At 72.0% G+C, this 15,265-nt stretch carries 16 protein-coding genes; 5 read left to right on the plus strand and 11 right to left on the minus strand.

Translation table 11 applies throughout. From position 1 onward, the window contains the following. Positions 1 to 103: 103 nt before the first annotated feature. From ACIBI5_RS07515 to ACIBI5_RS07530, 4 genes are all read right to left on the minus strand, one after another. Complete coding sequence (locus ACIBI5_RS07515) at positions 104 to 901, minus strand: alpha/beta fold hydrolase (RefSeq protein ID WP_397244218.1); 798 nt, start codon at positions 899 to 901, stop codon at positions 104 to 106. Between the two features lie 278 nt (positions 902 to 1,179). After that, the gene (locus ACIBI5_RS07520) at positions 1,180 to 1,797 is read right to left on the minus strand and encodes a TetR/AcrR family transcriptional regulator (RefSeq protein WP_397244220.1); all 618 of its coding nucleotides are present in this window, start codon (positions 1,795 to 1,797) and stop codon (positions 1,180 to 1,182) included. Between the two features lie 91 nt (positions 1,798 to 1,888). After that, positions 1,889 to 3,025, minus strand: a complete 1,137-nt coding sequence (locus tag ACIBI5_RS07525; protein ID WP_397244222.1) for a pyridoxal phosphate-dependent aminotransferase — start codon at positions 3,023 to 3,025, stop codon at positions 1,889 to 1,891. Next, positions 3,022 to 3,672, minus strand: coding sequence for a methyltransferase (locus ACIBI5_RS07530; protein ID WP_397244225.1), 651 nt, complete (start codon positions 3,670 to 3,672; stop codon positions 3,022 to 3,024). Before ACIBI5_RS07530 ends, ACIBI5_RS07525 begins: the two co-directional genes overlap by 4 nt. A gap of 123 nt (positions 3,673 to 3,795) precedes the next feature. Here ACIBI5_RS07530 and ACIBI5_RS07535 point away from each other — a divergent pair, with 123 nt between their 5' ends. Together ACIBI5_RS07535 and ACIBI5_RS07540 are read left to right on the plus strand one after the other, a co-directional pair. Beyond that, positions 3,796 to 5,562 carry a gamma-glutamyltransferase family protein gene (locus tag ACIBI5_RS07535; RefSeq protein ID WP_397244227.1) on the plus strand — a complete coding sequence of 589 codons (1,767 nt, stop codon included), beginning with the start codon at positions 3,796 to 3,798 and terminating at the stop codon, positions 5,560 to 5,562. A 129-nt stretch (positions 5,563 to 5,691) separates the two neighbouring features. Next, a complete protein-coding gene (locus tag ACIBI5_RS07540; RefSeq protein ID WP_397244228.1) occupies positions 5,692 to 5,991 on the plus strand; it encodes a hypothetical protein in 300 nt (99 codons plus the stop codon). Positions 5,992 to 5,995: 4 nt separating this feature from the next. Here the strand turns inward: ACIBI5_RS07540 and ACIBI5_RS07545 are convergent, their stop codons facing one another. Next, complete coding sequence (locus ACIBI5_RS07545) at positions 5,996 to 6,706, minus strand: hypothetical protein (protein WP_397244230.1); 711 nt, start codon at positions 6,704 to 6,706, stop codon at positions 5,996 to 5,998. Positions 6,707 to 6,840: 134 nt separating this feature from the next. After that, the gene (locus tag ACIBI5_RS07550; RefSeq protein ID WP_397244232.1) at positions 6,841 to 7,185 is read right to left on the minus strand and encodes a VOC family protein; all 345 of its coding nucleotides are present in this window, start codon (positions 7,183 to 7,185) and stop codon (positions 6,841 to 6,843) included. 121 nt (positions 7,186 to 7,306) lie between these two features. Between ACIBI5_RS07550 and ACIBI5_RS07555 the strand changes: the two genes are divergently transcribed. Both ACIBI5_RS07555 and ACIBI5_RS07560 read left to right on the plus strand, forming a co-directional pair. After that, the gene (locus ACIBI5_RS07555; protein WP_397244234.1) at positions 7,307 to 8,509 is read left to right on the plus strand and encodes an MFS transporter; all 1,203 of its coding nucleotides are present in this window, start codon (positions 7,307 to 7,309) and stop codon (positions 8,507 to 8,509) included. Then, positions 8,509 to 8,880: a MerR family DNA-binding transcriptional regulator gene (locus ACIBI5_RS07560; protein ID WP_397245282.1), complete on the plus strand. Its 372-nt coding sequence runs from the start codon at positions 8,509 to 8,511 to the stop codon at positions 8,878 to 8,880. Before ACIBI5_RS07555 ends, ACIBI5_RS07560 begins: the two co-directional genes overlap by 1 nt. Here the strand turns inward: ACIBI5_RS07560 and ACIBI5_RS07565 are convergent, their stop codons facing one another. Beyond that, a complete protein-coding gene (locus ACIBI5_RS07565; RefSeq protein ID WP_397244236.1) occupies positions 8,881 to 9,849 on the minus strand; it encodes an alpha/beta hydrolase in 969 nt (322 codons plus the stop codon). Between the two features lie 214 nt (positions 9,850 to 10,063). Between ACIBI5_RS07565 and ACIBI5_RS07570 the strand changes: the two genes are divergently transcribed. Next, positions 10,064 to 10,921 (plus strand): GNAT family N-acetyltransferase, encoded by an 858-nt coding sequence (locus tag ACIBI5_RS07570; protein WP_397245284.1) that lies wholly within the window; start codon positions 10,064 to 10,066, stop codon positions 10,919 to 10,921. Here ACIBI5_RS07570 and ACIBI5_RS07575 read toward each other — a convergent pair. From ACIBI5_RS07575 to ACIBI5_RS07590, 4 genes are all read right to left on the minus strand, one after another. Next, complete coding sequence (locus ACIBI5_RS07575) at positions 10,882 to 12,492, minus strand: PucR family transcriptional regulator (RefSeq protein WP_397244239.1); 1,611 nt, start codon at positions 12,490 to 12,492, stop codon at positions 10,882 to 10,884. The genes ACIBI5_RS07570 and ACIBI5_RS07575 overlap by 40 nt on opposite strands. A gap of 222 nt (positions 12,493 to 12,714) precedes the next feature. Next, positions 12,715 to 13,356 (minus strand): FMN-binding negative transcriptional regulator, encoded by a 642-nt coding sequence (locus ACIBI5_RS07580; protein ID WP_397244241.1) that lies wholly within the window; start codon positions 13,354 to 13,356, stop codon positions 12,715 to 12,717. Continuing rightward, positions 13,347 to 14,189 (minus strand): ABC transporter ATP-binding protein, encoded by an 843-nt coding sequence (locus tag ACIBI5_RS07585; RefSeq protein WP_397244243.1) that lies wholly within the window; start codon positions 14,187 to 14,189, stop codon positions 13,347 to 13,349. The genes ACIBI5_RS07580 and ACIBI5_RS07585 overlap by 10 nt, the downstream gene beginning before the upstream one ends. A 12-nt stretch (positions 14,190 to 14,201) precedes the next feature. Continuing rightward, a complete protein-coding gene (locus ACIBI5_RS07590; protein ID WP_397244245.1) occupies positions 14,202 to 15,263 on the minus strand; it encodes a FecCD family ABC transporter permease in 1,062 nt (353 codons plus the stop codon). Positions 15,264 to 15,265: the final 2 nt, after the last annotated feature.

Below are 15,265 nucleotides of genomic sequence, written 5' to 3' on the forward strand. Positions count from 1 at the left end.
CCCCGCTGAACGTGTGCGGGCACGAACGCCGCGCCGCGCACGTGCGGGGCCCGCCCGGCGACGCTCGCCGCGGCGGCCCGGACGCGGGCGCGCGTGGTGCCGTTCACGCCGCCGTCACCTTGAGGAACTCGCGCACCCAGCGGGCGATCGGGTCGGCGAACTCCATCGTGATCGCGTGCCGCCCGTCCTCGATCGAACGCAGTTCGGCGTCGGGGATTCGTTGCTCCATCAGAACGGCGCCGGCGTAGGGGGCCAGCCGGTCGGCCGTACCGTGCACGATCAGGGTGGGTGCGGCGATCTCCCCGAGGCGGTCCCGGACCTCGTGCTGCCGGGCGACGGCGTGGCGCCGGGCGCTCTGCCCGGGATCGCGGACGGTGAGTGTCTGGGCGGCGCGGGTACGCAGGTCGGCCTCGCCTTCGGGGGTGAGGAAGAAGCCGGAGACCGCGTTCTGCCGGTCCTCGTGGGTCATGCCCAGCAGCTCGTCGACCGCCTCGACGCACATCGCGTAGCTCGGCGTGGTGGCGACCAGGATGAGGGATGCGACCCGTCCGGGGTGCCGGAGCGCGACGTGCTGCGCGACGGCGCCGCCGAAGGAGGTGCCCAGCAGGTGCGCGCGCTGGAGCCCCAGCGCGTCCAGCAGGGCGACGAGGTCATCGGCGAGGTCGCCCAGCGTGTACGGCACCGGCGGGTTCACGGTGATCCCCGAATCGCGTTGATCGTAGGAGATCGCCCGGATTCCCGCGCCGAGGTGCGTGCGGAGTGTCGCGAACTGGGTCCGGTCGCTCTCTCCGCCATGAACGAGCACGAGCGGCACGCCACTACCGCCATCGATGTATCCGACTTCGAGCTCACCCGCGCGCAGGGAGGTGGCGGGTTCGCGCTTTACCTGATGAGTGGCCACTGCTGGCCCCCTTCGTCGACACGATACTTAGACACTTATCTGATTTGAGATGAGCGTATCACTTCACTGCTTGTTTAGGGAGGCCCGCATCCCACGATTAGAGGCGTCCGGCTTCATGATGCGCGCATGGAACGGCACCTCGCCACACCCCTCGCCCGTCCAGGGCGGTGGAGTCGGTGGCGGTGCCCACGATCGTCGTCAGCGCGCCTTTCGACGCGGCGGTACGGCGGCGCCTTCGACGGCAGCCAGGTAAGTGACCGAGTCATGCCCGCCGGCGATCAGCCCGCGCGTGACCACCCGCGCAGCGCGCCGCGATAGGCCTCGGTCAGCCGGGTGACGACCTCCCGCCGGGACAGGTCCGTCTCCTGCAGCAGATCCTGGATTTCCCGAGGGTCGTACATCATGTTGTTGAGGAACAGGGCGTACTCGATGATGTCGTCCGGGAGGCCGATGTCGGCGAGCAGCCCGCGCACCGGCTCGGCCCAGGCGTCCCGCAGGGCGGTGATGATCTCGTTCCCGTTGTGGAGCCGCTCCAGGTAGCCCCGCCGGGACCGGATCTGCACCAACGCCGGGCCGTGCTCGGCGAGCAGGTCCACCCATTTGTCCACGACGGAGTCGAACAGCGGCTGCCCTTCCGCGGTCGAGGCCGCGGTGAAGTCGCGAAGCTCCTCGACGACGCTGAGCACATAGGCCGCGAGCACGTCCTCCACGGTGGAGTAGTAGCGGTAGGCGGTGGCCGGGCCGATCTCCGCCCGGGACGCGACGGCCTGCATGGTCAGCTGGTCGGGCGCTTCCCTGGCGAGCTCTCCGACGGCCTCAAGGAGGCGCCGGCGGTTGCGGCGGGTGTCGCTGCGCAGTTTGCCCTCCCCCCGTGGGGCGTCCTGCTGATCGGTCACAGGCTCCTCCGCCCTCATCGAAGTGCAGGCGAAGGATATCCCGTCCGAGTGGCCCGCGTTCGACCGCTCGGACCCGCGCGGACCGGCCGCGTCAGGATCTCGCACCGCCCAGGTGAGCGACGATGCGGGCCAGCCCGGTCCGCAGGTCGTCCTCGGAGGCCGCGAACGAGATCCGGATATGCCCCTCGCCCGAAGGCCCGTACTCGGCGCCGGCCCGGACCATCACCTTCCGCTCGGCGAGTTCGCGGGCGACCACCTCGGACGGCAGGCCGGCGTCGTAGCGGAGGAACCCGTAGAACGCCCCCTCGGGCGGAACCAGGTGCAGGCCGGGAACGCCGGACAGGTGCGCGACCACGAGCTCGCGACGCTGCCGGTATCTGCCGGCCATGCCCTCGACGACGTCGTCCGGCAGGTCAAGGGCGGCGAGGGCCGCGTGCTGGACCGCCGTGTTCAGCGATCCGTCGACGGTCCGGTGCGCGTGCGCCGCCGCGTCCACCACCTCGCGCGGCCCGGCCAGGTATCCCACCCGCCAGCCGGTCATCGCGTACGTCTTGGAGAACGTCTGCACGTAGACCGTCCGGTCCCGCAGCGACGCGATCTCCAGCGCCGAGGTGAACACGTGCCCCGGATGGACCAGCCGGTGGTAGGCCTCGTCGCTGACGACCAGGACGTCGGAGCCGTCGAGGAGTTCCCCGAGCGCCTTGAGCTCCTGCTCGCCGTGCACGATGCCGGTCGGGTTCGAGGGATTCGAGAAGATCATCATCGCGGCCCCGGGAAGCGCGGCGGCCAGCGCGCCGAGGTCCCAGTGCAGGTCCGGGGCGAGCGGGACGAAGTCGACGGTGCCTCCGGCCAGGACGACCAGGTCGGCGTAGAGCGAGTAGGCGGGCTCCGGGATGACCACGCGGTCGCCGGGGCCGACCGTCGCGAGCACCACGGCCGCCAGGGCCGCGGTGGCGCCGTGGGTGATCACGACGTCGTCGGCGGTCCAGGTCCTGCCGGGGCGCGCCGGCAGCCCGGAGGCGAGCGCGGCGCGCAGTTCCAGGAGGCCTTTCTGGTCGGCGTAGTGGGTGTGTCCCGCGCGCAGGGCGGCCACGGCGGCCTCGATCACCGGCGCGGGGGTGGGGAAGTCCGGCTCGCCCATGGCGAGGGAGACGGCTCCCGGCGGGGCCGGGGCGAGGGCCGGGCGCCGCGAGCGACGACGCAGCTCCTCCATCCGGAAGGCGGTCACCGGGCCGCCGCCGTACGCTCGGCCAGGATGCGCCGCCGGAGCGCCTCCTCCCTCTCGACGATCCCGTCGATCGCGGCCACGACCTCCTTCACCCGGTCCCGTGGAACCACGACGACGCCGTCGGCGTCACCGACGAGCACGTCGCCCGCCGCCACCACGACGCCGCCGACCGCCACCGGGGCCCCGATGGCGCCGGGGCCGTTCTTGAAGGGGCCGGCGGGGGTGATCGCCCGCGCGTACACGGGCAGGCCCATCTCCGACAGCGTCTGTACGTCGCGGACGGCGCCGTCGACCACCGCGCCGGCGACGCCGGCGTTGACCATGATCTCGCCGATGAGGCCGCCGATCAGCGCACGGGTCATGTCCCCGTGCCCGTTGACGACCAGGACGTCGCCCGGCCGGGCCTCGTCGAGCGCCCGGTGGATGGCCAGGTTGTCACCCGAGCGCACGTCCACCGGCAGGGCGTTCCCGAGGAGCGCGGCGCGCTCGGTGAACAGCCGGATGCCGCCGTCCATGACGGTCATCCGCTGCAGCGCGTCGCCGACGTCGGCGGCCGGCACCTCCCCGAGCCGGCGGGTCTCCTCCGCCGCCACCCGGTCCCAGCCCGGAGCGATGGACACGCTGTCCGTCGCCGCAACAATGAACATGATGACTCCACTCTCAAATGAGATACTCTTCTCAGATGAGATGACCATAACGCTTAAGACGCCCGTCTACAATGACGCGGCTCGACAAACCCCATCGATCCACCGCAGCCGAAAGGATCCAGAGTGTTCACCACCCGGCCCGAACTGGCGGGAAGCTTCGGAATGGTCGCCAGCACCCATTGGCTGGCCTCCGCGACAGGCATGAGCGTGCTCGAAGGCGGCGGCAACGCGTTCGACGCGGCGGTCGCGGCCGGATTCGTCCTGCAGGTGGCCGAACCACACCTGAACGGGCCGGCCGGCGAGGTGCCGATCCTGCTCTGGGACGAGTCCGCGCGGAAGGTGTCCGTCGTCTGCGGCCAGGGCGTCGCTCCCGGCTCGGCGACCATCGACCGCCTCGCCGGCCTCGGCGTCGAGGTCATGCCGGGCACCGGCCTGCTCGCCGCCACCGTGCCCGGGGCGTTCGGCGGCTGGATGCTCATGCTGGAGCGCTGGGGCACCTGGTCGGTCGCCGAGGTGCTCGAACCCGCGATCCACTACGCGGAGCACGGCGTACCCGTCCTGGACCGCATCTCGTCCACCATCGCGACGGTCGAGCAGTTGTTCACCGGCGACTGGCCGACCTCCGCCGCGACGTGGCTGCCCGGCGGGAACGTGCCCGCGCCCGGGTCACGGCTGACGAACCCCGTGCTCGCCGCCACCTACCGCCGCATCGTCGCCGAGGCGATCGGCGGCACCAGGGAGGCTCAGATCGCCAACGCCCGCGACGCCTGGTACCGCGGCTTCGTCGCCGAGGCGATCGCCGAGTTCAGCGCCACGACCGCGTGGCGGGACAGCTCGGGCGAGGTGCACGGCGGGTTGCTCACCGGCGACGACCTCGCCTCGTGGTCGGCGACCGTGGAGGAGCCGCTGCGGTTCGGCTACCACGGCCACACGGTGTGCAAGACCGGGCCGTGGGGTCAGGGTCCGGCGTTCCTCCAGCAGCTCGCGTTGCTGTCCGGCTACGACCTGACCGCGATGGGCCACCTGAGCGCCGACTACATCCACACGGTGATCGAGTGCGCCAAGCTGGCCTTCGCCGACCGCGAGGCATGGTACGGCGACGCGGCGGAGGTCCCCATGAACGACCTGCTCAGCGACGCCTACAACGCCGAGCGCCGCGGCCTCGTCGGCACGGAGTCCTCCTTCGACCTACGCCCGGGCTCGCCGGGCGGCCGCGAACCGCGGCTCCCCGACTACCCGGCCCCCGAAGGCCTGCTGAGCGCCCGCGGCGTGGGCGAACCGACGGTCGGCGCCGACGGCCGGGTACGTGGGGACACCTGCCACGTGGACGTCGTCGACCGGTACGGCAACATGGTCTCCGCCACCCCGAGCGGCGGCTGGCTGCAGAGCTCTCCCACGATTCCGTCCCTGGGCTTCTGCCTGGGTACGCGCGCGCAGATGTTCTGGCTCCAGGAGGGCCTGCCCAACTCCCTGCGTCCCGGCATCCGGCCCCGCACCACCCTGTCCCCGTCGTTCGCCCTGCGCGACGGCAGGCCCTGGATGGCCTTCGGCACTCCCGGCGGCGACCAGCAGGATCAGTGGAGCGTGAACTTCTTCCTCGCCCTCGTCCACGGCGGCGGACTGAACCTCCAGGAGGCCGTCGACGCCCCGATGTTCCACTCCGAACACTTCCCCAGCTCCTTCTACCCGCGCGCGTCCCGACCCGGCGTCATGCACGTCGAGGACAGGATCGCCCCCGATGTCGTGGCGGAACTCCGCCGCCGCGGCCACGAGGTGGAAGTCCAGGACGGGTGGTCGATCGGCAGGCTCAGCGCGGTGTCCCGCGACGGCACGTTCCTGCGCGCGGCGGCCAACCCCCGCGGCGCCCAGGGCTACGCGGCCGGCCGCTGACGGTCATCGAAGGGTCGGTGTTTGGCCTGGGTCGTATCAACGCGGCGCTGCCTGGGCGGCATCTGGGTTTGGGTTGTGGGCGGTGGTCGCCGGATCGGTACCACCCCGGACAACACCAAGGGAGAAAGCATGACCATCATGCGGGCGGCGGCACGGTTGACGTCCATCGGGCTGGTCGGCGCCGCCATCGGCGTGCTGCCCGCCCTGCCCGCGCCCGCCGAGGCGCACACGACGGTGACGGCCGCCTGTGACCCGGCCAGGCTGGTGGCGAAGGCCAAGAAGGCCGGCAAGACGGTCTCCATGAAGAACGCGAAGAAGCGGTGCGCGCTCCTGAACGGCCGGGCCAAGTCGCACACACCGGCCCCCGCGAACAAGCCGAATTCCCTCCAGGTCACCGACCTGCTGAACGGCCTGATCAAGCAACGCTGACCGGCTACCAGCTCAGCACCTTCGACCGCCCCGGTGGGGTGAGCGGCCGGTCGCCGAGGATCCGTACGCCCAGCGGGACCAAGGCCACGCAGAGCAGGCCGGCGACCAGCGCGTCGGGGATCGAGGCGCTCTTCAGCACGCCCATCCAGGTGCCTCCGGCCAGGAGCAGCATCACCGCGCGGGCCGTACCCAGGAGCCCGGAACGCCAGGCGGCGACGGCCAGCAGCAGCGAGCCCGCGTACTGGCCGACCGAGGCCCAGACCGGCACCAGCCACGGCCCGTAGGAGATGTCCACGTACTCCTTCATGATCGCGTCCGTGGCCTGGTCCAGCCCGACGACCTCGGTGAGCTGGAAGGCGGTCTGGTCGGCGCCGGCGAAGTACAGGCGGGCGAAGAGGCCGGCGGCCAGCAGCGTGGCGCCCCAGGAGGCGAGGCCGCCGCCCACCCGCTGGGCCAGGGCGATGAACGCGGGGAAGAGCAGCAGCGCCCCCAGCGCGAAGACCGCGTAGGCGAGGGCGAACAGGGCGGGTTCGGCCGTGTACGCCAGCAGTTGCCCGTAGGCGGCGAACGGCTGCGCCTCGGCCCATTCCTGCTGCTGAGGGGTGAGGGCGGTGACCGTGCCGAGGTGGCGCAGCAGCAGTCCCGCGCACAGGACCACCGGCCCCAGGACGAGCGTCAGCCCACCGATCCAACGCCCGGGAAAGTCTGTGTTCATGGAGGGCGAGTCTGGCGACGGAGGGCCGGGCGGATCATCGGCCGATCGTCAACCGCCGCCCCTGCCGAAAGTCAGGTTTCACCACATGACTCTCGCCGGACATCGGCCCATCATGAACACGTCAGGCAGCGTGATCAGGCCACGGGACCGCCGCCGTAGCTGATCTCGTTGCCGTCCGGGTCCCGGTAGATCATCTTGACCACGCCGCCGTCGAACGTCTCGCGCTCCGCGGGCTCGATGCCCCGCCCGGCGAGCGCGGCGACCCGCTCGTCCAGGTCCTCGACGAAGGAGAACACCAGGGCGTTCCCCGCCCGTTTCGGGTCCTGCACGATGTAGACGTACCGGTGCTCGGCCACCTCCCACACCGCCTCGATCTCGTTCGGCAGGAACGACGGCCGCGCGCCGAAGAAGCGCTCGTACCACGGCAGCGCCGTGGCGTAGTCGGTGACGGGGATACCGGCAAAGAGGTCCAAGGCCATGATGTCCTCCGGGTTGGGTCGGCAGGTCGCCGATACTGACCCCGGCGGCGTCCCGAACTCATCGGTGACCGCGCGATCCGCCTTGACCTTGACGCCTGCGTGAAGGTTCTAGCGTCGCCGCATGAATACGCAAGGGAGCGGCCCCCGGCTGCCGTTGTGGCTGCTGAGCCTTTTCCTCCTCGCCTTCTCCTTCGGCACCGACGACCTGATCATCGCCGGCATCCTCCCGGACCTCGCCCGCGACCTAGACGTGTCGGTCGCGATGAGCGGCCAGCTCGTCACGGTGTTCGCGCTGACCTACGCGCTGGGCGCGCCGGTCGCCGCCCTCCTGACCTCCCGGCTGCCGCGGCGGCCGGTGCTCGTCGGGGCCGCCGCCGTGTTCGTCCTGGCCAACCTCGCCGCCGCCGTCGCCCCCTCGTACGGCCTGCTGATGGTGGCGAGGATCGTCTCGGGGCTGGCCGCCGCGACCGCCTCGCCCGCCGCCTTCGCCGTCGCGGCCACGGCCGCCCCCGAAGGCCGGCAGGGGCGCTTCCTCGCGGTCGTCGGGGCCGGGCTGACGACGTCGCTGGTAGCCGGGGTGCCCGTCGGCACCTGGATCGGCGGCGAGCTGGGCTGGCGGGCCACGATGGTCTACGTCGCCGCGATCGCCCTGCTCGCCGGACTCGGGCTGCTGTCGTCCCTGCCCGCCCTGCCGGGCACGGGCGCGTCCCGTCTCAAGGAACGGCTGGCGCCGCTACGCCGTCCCGGCACCGCCGCGGCGCTCCTGGCGATGATCCCCAGCGGCGCCGGCGGCATGATGTCCTACGTCTACATCACCGAGATCGTCGGCCGGATCGGCGGCATCCGCGGCGCCGCCGTCGCCCCGCTCATCACCGTCGTGGGCCTGGCCGGGATCGCCGGCGCGTTCGCCGGCGGCCGGCTGGTCGACGCGGTGGGCGCCCTGCGCGCGCTGATGATCCTCCTGCTCGGCGTGTTCGCCGCGCCCGCGCTCATGGCCGTCCTGGGGCTCGCCGGGGGGCCGTACCCCCTCCCCGTCGTCACGGTGCTCGTGATCCTGTACGGCCTCGCGACCTGGGGAATCGCACCAGCCACCCAGGCCTGGCTGCTGGAGCGGGCCGACGGCCCCGGCGCCGCCAACGAGCTGATCGCGCTCAACAACAGCGCCATGTTCCTCGGCTTCTCCCTGGCCGGCGGGATCGGCGGCCTGGCTCTGGAGGCGTTCGGCCCGGCGGCCGTGCCCGCGACCGCCGCGGGATGCGTGCTGGTGTCGCTGGCGTTGTTCGGTAGGGCGTTCACGTCCGGCGGAAGAAGGGTGGACCGGTGATGCGGATCGGCGAGGTGGCACGCCGCGCGGGTGTATCCACCCGGGCGCTGCGCTACTACGAGGAGCAGGGCCTGATCAGCGCGGAGCGCGATCACAACGGCTACCGGAGGTACGACGGCCACGCCGTTCCGCTCGTGCGCGACATCGCCCGCCTGCTGCACGCCGGGCTGAGCTCGGAGGACGTGCTGCGGTTCGTGCACTGCCTGGGCACCGGCGAGCCCGACCCGCCCAAGGACTGCCTGTCCCTGATCCGGACCTACTCCGAGCGCCTCGGGGCGCTGGACGAGCGCATCGCCGCCATGAACGGCGTGCGCGAGCGCCTGGCCGCCGAGATCGACCGCCTGGCCGAGACGATGGGCGACCCGAGGTGATCAGGCGGGGAGGGACGCGAGCCAGCCGGTGAGGATGTGGTTGACCTCGTCCCAGCGCTCCTGCTGAATCCAGTGGCCGCATCCGTCGAGGATGTGTGAGCCCATCAGGCCGGGCAACGTCGCGGGGTAGGCCTGGATCGCCTCGGCCAGCCATGTGGTGGAGGCGTCCTGGGCCCCGCCGGCGAACAGGGACGGCTGGGTGATGGGCCGGCCGGAATGGGCGGCGAGGTCCTCCCAGTCCCGGTCCATGTTGCGGTAGCGGTTGAGCGCCCCGGTGAAGCCGGTCCGCTCGAACTCCGCGGCGTACAAGTCGAGGTCGCCCTCGCCGAGCCAGGCGGGCAGCCGCCCGGCCGGGAACCGGTCGCGCAACCTCCCGCCGCGGCTCACGAAGTGCGGGTCCGGGGCGCCGGGCGCGGGCATGGTGCCGGAGGACAAGGCGGCGTAGAAGCCCGCCAGCCAGCCACGGACATCCGGTTCGATCTCCGCTTCGGCTCTGCCGGGCTCCTGGAAGTAGGACACGTAGAACTCGTCGTCGCCGCCCATGCCGGCGAAGACCTCGCTGGGGCGCGGGCCGCCGGGCGGCGTATAGGGAACGCTCAGCAGGGCGACCGCGCGGAAGACGTCCGGCCGGGTGAGCGCGGAGGTCGCGGCGATGGTCGCGCCCCAGTCGTGCCCGACGATCACCGCGCTGTCCGCGCCGAGCGCTTCCACGACGGCGACGTTGTCCTCGACCAGCTCGAGCATCCGGTACGCGGACACCTCCGCCGGCTTGGAGGAGCGCCCATAGCCGCGGACGTCCACGGCCACGGCACGGTATCCGGCGGCGGCCAGCGCCGGCAGCTGGTGGCGCCAGGAGTACCAGAACTCCGGGAACCCGTGCACCAAGAGCACCAGCGGGCCGGCACCCTGCTCCACGAGGTGCGTCCTGCCCGCCGGAGAGGAAACCAGCCGGTGTGTGAGCCTCGACATGCGTTCTCCGTTCCTGTCGGTGTCAGCATGCGACCTCGGCGGAGATCGCCGCAAATGCCTTTGCCGCTTCGGCAAAGCCGGGTCATGCGGGCCTGTTCGTTTGGATCACCCAAGGAGCCCGGCGGAATTTGTGAGTCGGTCTGTGCCGCTGCCCATGCCTCGCCGGTCAGGATGGCCCGGTCCGTGACAAGGCGTGAGGTGGAGCAGAAGCGTGATGACGAATGACAACAAGGTTGCGGACGGCTGGCTGCTCGGTGCGGCCTCGCTCGCGGCCGATGCCGCCGAGCGCGCCGGAGTGACGATCGACCTGGCCTCCTCCCAGGCCGACTGCGAGGCCGCGAGCCGGCTCTTCGATCGGGTCTGGAACCAGCGGGAGAACAGCCTGCTCATCCCGGGCGCGTTGATCGCTCTGGCCCACAGCGGCAACTACGTCGCCGTGGTGCGGGCCGGTGACCGGGTGGTGGGCGCCGCGGCCGGCTTCTTCGGGCCGCCGTGGGCGCGTACGTTGCACAGTCACCTCGCCGGCGTCCTGCCCGAGCTGCGGGGGCGTGGGGCGGGGAACGCCCTGAAACTGCACCAGCGCCACTGGGCGCTGAGCGTGGGGGCCACGAACATCACGTGGACCTTCGACCCCCTCGTGGCCCGCAACGCCTACCTGAACGTGCACCGCCTGGGCGCGCAGATCGACCGCTACTTCGAGAACTTCTACGGCAGCATGGGCGACACGCTCAACGGTCACGACGACTCGGACCGGGCGCTGGCGAACTGGAACCTGCTGCGCCCGTACCCGCGCCCCTCCGCCGGCATGGGCGGAGAGCCGCACTACCTGCTCCGCCAGGACGGCGACCGCCCGCTCCTGGACAGCCCCGGCTCGGGAGCCGAACTGCTGGCGCTGCAGATCCCGGCGGACATCGAGACGCTGCGGCACACGAACCCGGGCGCCGCCAGCGCGTGGCGCGCCGGTCTGCGCAAGGCGATGACGTGGGCGCTCTCCGACGGCTGGGCCGTCGTCGACGTCCGCCGCGACGGCTGCTACCTGCTGGAGCGCCCGGTGGCGGGCTCCGGCGGATAGAGATGCAGCTGGAGCTGCAGCGTGAACCTCGCCGCCGGGTCGTCGAGGGAGAACTCCCCGATCTCCGACATCCGCTTGAGCCGGTACCGGAAGGTGTTCTGGTGGACGTGGGTCGCCGCGGAGGCGGCCATCACGTCGCCATGGGCGTCCAGCCAGGCGCGCAACGTCTCCACCATGAACGTCGAGTCCCGGGTCTCGTCGTAGGCGAGCAGCCGCGCGTAGGCGCCGAACGGCCCGCGCTTCGAGCTCGCGGCGAGGTCGCGCAGCTCCATCATGAGCGCCTCCACCTCGATGTCGCACGCGCGGGCCACCCGGTCGGCCCAGGGCGCCGATGACGGCTCGGGCGGACGCCGTCCCAGCACCCGCAGCGCACGGTCCGCGTCCGCCCGTGACAGCTCCAGTTCCGCGGCCTCGTGCACGACTCTGCCGATGCCCACGACGGCGCCCTCGGCGCCTCGTCCGATGAAGCTCCGGCAGGTGAGTTCGAGGCTGACCTCGGTGTCCTCGCGGCGGGACGGCACGAGCGCGTAGACGGTGTCGTCCAGGAGCGCCACGGCCGTGTCGGCCCAGGTCCCGGCCAGGTGGACCTGGAAGGAGACCGCCAGCCGCTGCAGCTTGGTGACGTGTGCCGCCGCCCCGGTGTACGCGCCGTCGGCCGGTTCGTTCAGCGTCAGCGCGACGACGATCAGCGAATGCCCGGCCAGGCGCAGCCGGTCCAGCGCGGAACGGGCCTCGGGACCGCCGGTCAGGGCGGTCGCCACGAGGTCGGTCCGCAGCCGTCTGGCTCCGTCGGCGCCGGCCCGCAGCTGGAGCATGTGCAGGGCCACGAGCCGGGAGGCGTCGAGCAGCAGGTCGTCCTTCTCCGTGGTGAGCGGTTTGTCGACGACGCCCCAGATCGAGCCCAGGATCTCGTCGCCGGCGCGGACGGCGACCGCGACCCGGCCCCGGGTGACGCGGCCGTCGGGAAGGTCGAGCGGCGGCAGGAACACCGGGCGCACGGACTCGCGGATCGCGCGCAGCGCCCCGCGCTCCTCGTCGAAGACCCAGTAGGGCTCGGGCGTCCGGCGTCCCAGGATCACCTCGACGCGGATCGGGTCGGTCTCCCCCTGGTGGTCGGAGTAGGCCAGCACGACGGAGTTGCGGTCCTCGATGGTGACGTGGGCGCCGATGAGATCGCTGATGGCGCCCGCCATGCCGAACAGATCGCCGACCTCGCGCCCGCCCAGATCGTGGACCTTCGGGTGCGGGGGCGACTGCAGGGCCGTCCCGAGCACCGCGATCACCTGCTGCCAGGACACTCCCGCCGGCAGGCCGAGCACGACCATTCCCTCATCGGGAAGCAGGTCGTCGACGGCGAGCCCGCGTTCGCGCGGCTGCCGGATGAGCACCGCGGCGGCGGCGTGCAGACAGGCCAGCCGGACCAGCGAGCGGACGTCGTCGGGCGCCGTGACGCCGACGCCGAGGACGATCGCCCCCACGGGGATCGGCGGCGGGTCGTCCGCGTCGTGGACGACGACGCCGCCGACGGGCGCCAGGTAGCGGGGCGTGCCGGCGAGCGTCGCGAGCAGCATCGGTCCCAGATGCTGCAGGACCCTGCCCAGGGTCGGTCCTCGACCGGCGGGCTCACCGTGGGAGGAGCGTCCGTCCTCGGTGGGATTCGGAGTGGTTCCCACTGTTCACCTGCCTGTCGTTCCCGGAGTGGTCCGCCCATGGTAGGCACGTCCACCAGCGCGGATCTCGGTGGAAACGACGAGAGCGGCCCGGCGGATTCGTGCGCCCGACCCACCGGACGGTCAGTGGGGGCACCCGTCGGCGCCGTATCGCGCGCGCATCAAGGCGGCGGCCTCGGCGTGGTGCGAGGGGTTCGCCGCCTCCAGGCCGGCGATGGTGCCCAGGCGGTCGCCCGGCGTGCGGTTCTGACCGATCTTCAGCTTCACCTCCAGCCGGTCGATCGGCATCACGAACGCCTGCAGCTCGCCCAGGAGCTCCTCGGTGCGGTGCCGCGCCCAGCCGTCGGGCCGCCACCTGTCCAGCCCGTCGGTACGCGCCCCTTCGTGCGCCGCGACCAGCGCCATCAGGTGCTGCCTGACCAGCTTCGGATCATCGAGCGGCCGGGCGGTTCCCGCCGCCTCGACCGCGCCGAAGTTGTAGGTCGGCAGGCCCGGCTGGGCGTACCACGCCGGGCTCACGTAGGCGACGGGCCCGGTGAAGGCGACGCGCAGGGCGGTGCCCTGGCGGAGCGCGCCGGCCACGGGGTCCGCGGCCGAGACGTGCCCGACCAGCGTCCCGTGCCGGCCCTGGTCCCGGCGGAGCTCCACCGGCACGAACGACAGCCGGACGTCCGGGTCGAGCGCGATGACGACCGCGAACGGCCAGCGCTCCATCAGGTCGTGGGCCTGCCGCGTGCCGGCGGCGAAGTCGGGGTTCACGTACATGGTGCGCCGGTCCTGTGACGGGCCGCCGGGATGACCAGCGGCGTTCCGGTCTCGGGGTCGTCGATGATCGAGCAGGGAAGCTGGTAGACCTTCTCGATCAGCTCCGGGGTGACGATGTCCTTGGGCGACCCGCTGGCCACCACCGACCCGTCGCGCATGGCGATCAGGTGGGTGGCGTACCGGGCGGCGAGGTTGAGCTCGTGCAGCACCACCACGATCGTGCGCTCCCCGCTCTCCTGCAGCTCGGCGCAGAGGTCCAGCACTTCGACCTGGTGGGTGATGTCGAGGTAGGTGGTCGGCTCGTCGAGCAGCAGCAGCGGAGTCTCCTGGGCGAGGGCCATGGCCAGCCACACGCGCTGGCGCTGGCCGCCGGAGAGCTCGTCGACGTAGCGGGTCGCGAGATCGCCGGTGTTCGTCCGTTCCAGCGCGTTGGTCACGGCCACGTCGTCGTCGGCCGACCACTGGCGCAGGAACTTCTGGTGTGGAAACCGGCCGCGGGCCACGAGGTCGGCCACGGTGATGCCGTCGGGGGCGATCGAGGTCTGCGGGAGGAGCCCGAGCCGGCGCGCGACCTCCTTCGACGGGTACTTCGCTATGTCCTCGCCGTCGAGTACGACGCTGCCGCGCTCCGGTGGCAGGAGCCGCGCGAGCGCGCGCAACAGGGTGGACTTCCCGCAGGCGTTCGGGCCGACGATCATCGTGAGCGAACCGTCGGGGATGTCGATCGACAGGTTCTCCGCGACGACCCGCTCGCCGTACCGCAGAGACAGGTTGTGCGCGCGCAGGCGGTTGCCGTGGAGCGCGTCGGGCGCGGGCGGGTTCTCTATCTTCATGGGCACTCCAGGTCAGAGTCGGGAGGCACGGCTCTGCTGGTACAGCAGCCAGGCCAGGTAGGTACCGCCGATACAAAGGGTCGGGATGCCGACCGGCATCTGGGAGTCCGGCCAGACGCGCTGGGCGGCGAGATCGCTCACGATCAGGATCAGGGCGCCCATCAGGGCCGCGGGCACGATCGACACCGAGCCGCCGGTCAGGCGGCGCATGATCTGCGGTGCGGCCAGCGCGACGAACGCGATCGGCCCCGCGGTCGCGACGGCTCCCGCGCACAGCACCGTCCCGATCACCAGCAACCGCAGCCGGGTCGGCTTGACGCGGACGCCGAGCCCCTGCGCGAGATCGTCGCCCATCTCCAGGAGGCGCATCTGGCTCCCGATCGCGAGCACCGGGACGATCATCAGGCAGACGGTCAGCCCGATGATCTGGACCTGCTGCCAGTCGGCCCCGTTGAGGCTGCCCACCAGCCAGGTGTACGCGCTCTCGGCGTCCTGCAGCCGGGCACGCAGCAGCAGGTAGGAGATGAGGCTGTCGAGCAGCGCGGTGGCGGCGACGCCGACCAGGATCAGGCGGAACCCCTGGATGCCGCGGCGATGGGCGAGCCCGTAGACGGTGGCGGCGGTGGCGAATCCGCCGATGAGGGCGCCGGCCATCCCGGAGCCTTCCTGGCCGCCGAAGACGAGGACCATCGCCACGGCGCCCGCGGAGGCGCCCATGGTGAAGCCCATGATCTCGGGGCTGCCCAGGGGGTTGCGGGTCACCGACTGGAAGATCGCGCCACTGGCTCCCAGCGCGAGTCCGACCAGCCCGGCGGTGAGCAGCCGGGGAAGCCGGAGATCGAAGATCACGAACTCCTGGGCGGCGCCCCGGTTGCCGGTCAGCGTCGCCAGTACCTCTCCCGGGGACATCGGGTAGTCGCCGACGCCCAGCTGCACCAGGGCGAAGCCGAGCGCGACCAGCACGACCGCGGCGCTCGCGAGCACGGCGCGCGGACGCCACAGGACCGACCATCCGCGCCAGGACAGCCGCGCGGCCGTGTGCGGGGCCGCCTGCTCACGGCGGGCCGTCTTCACGG

Origin of the sequence: Nonomuraea sp. NPDC050540 (genome assembly GCF_044457485.1) — a bacterium.
Lineage (GTDB): Bacteria > Actinomycetota > Actinomycetes > Streptosporangiales > Streptosporangiaceae > Nonomuraea.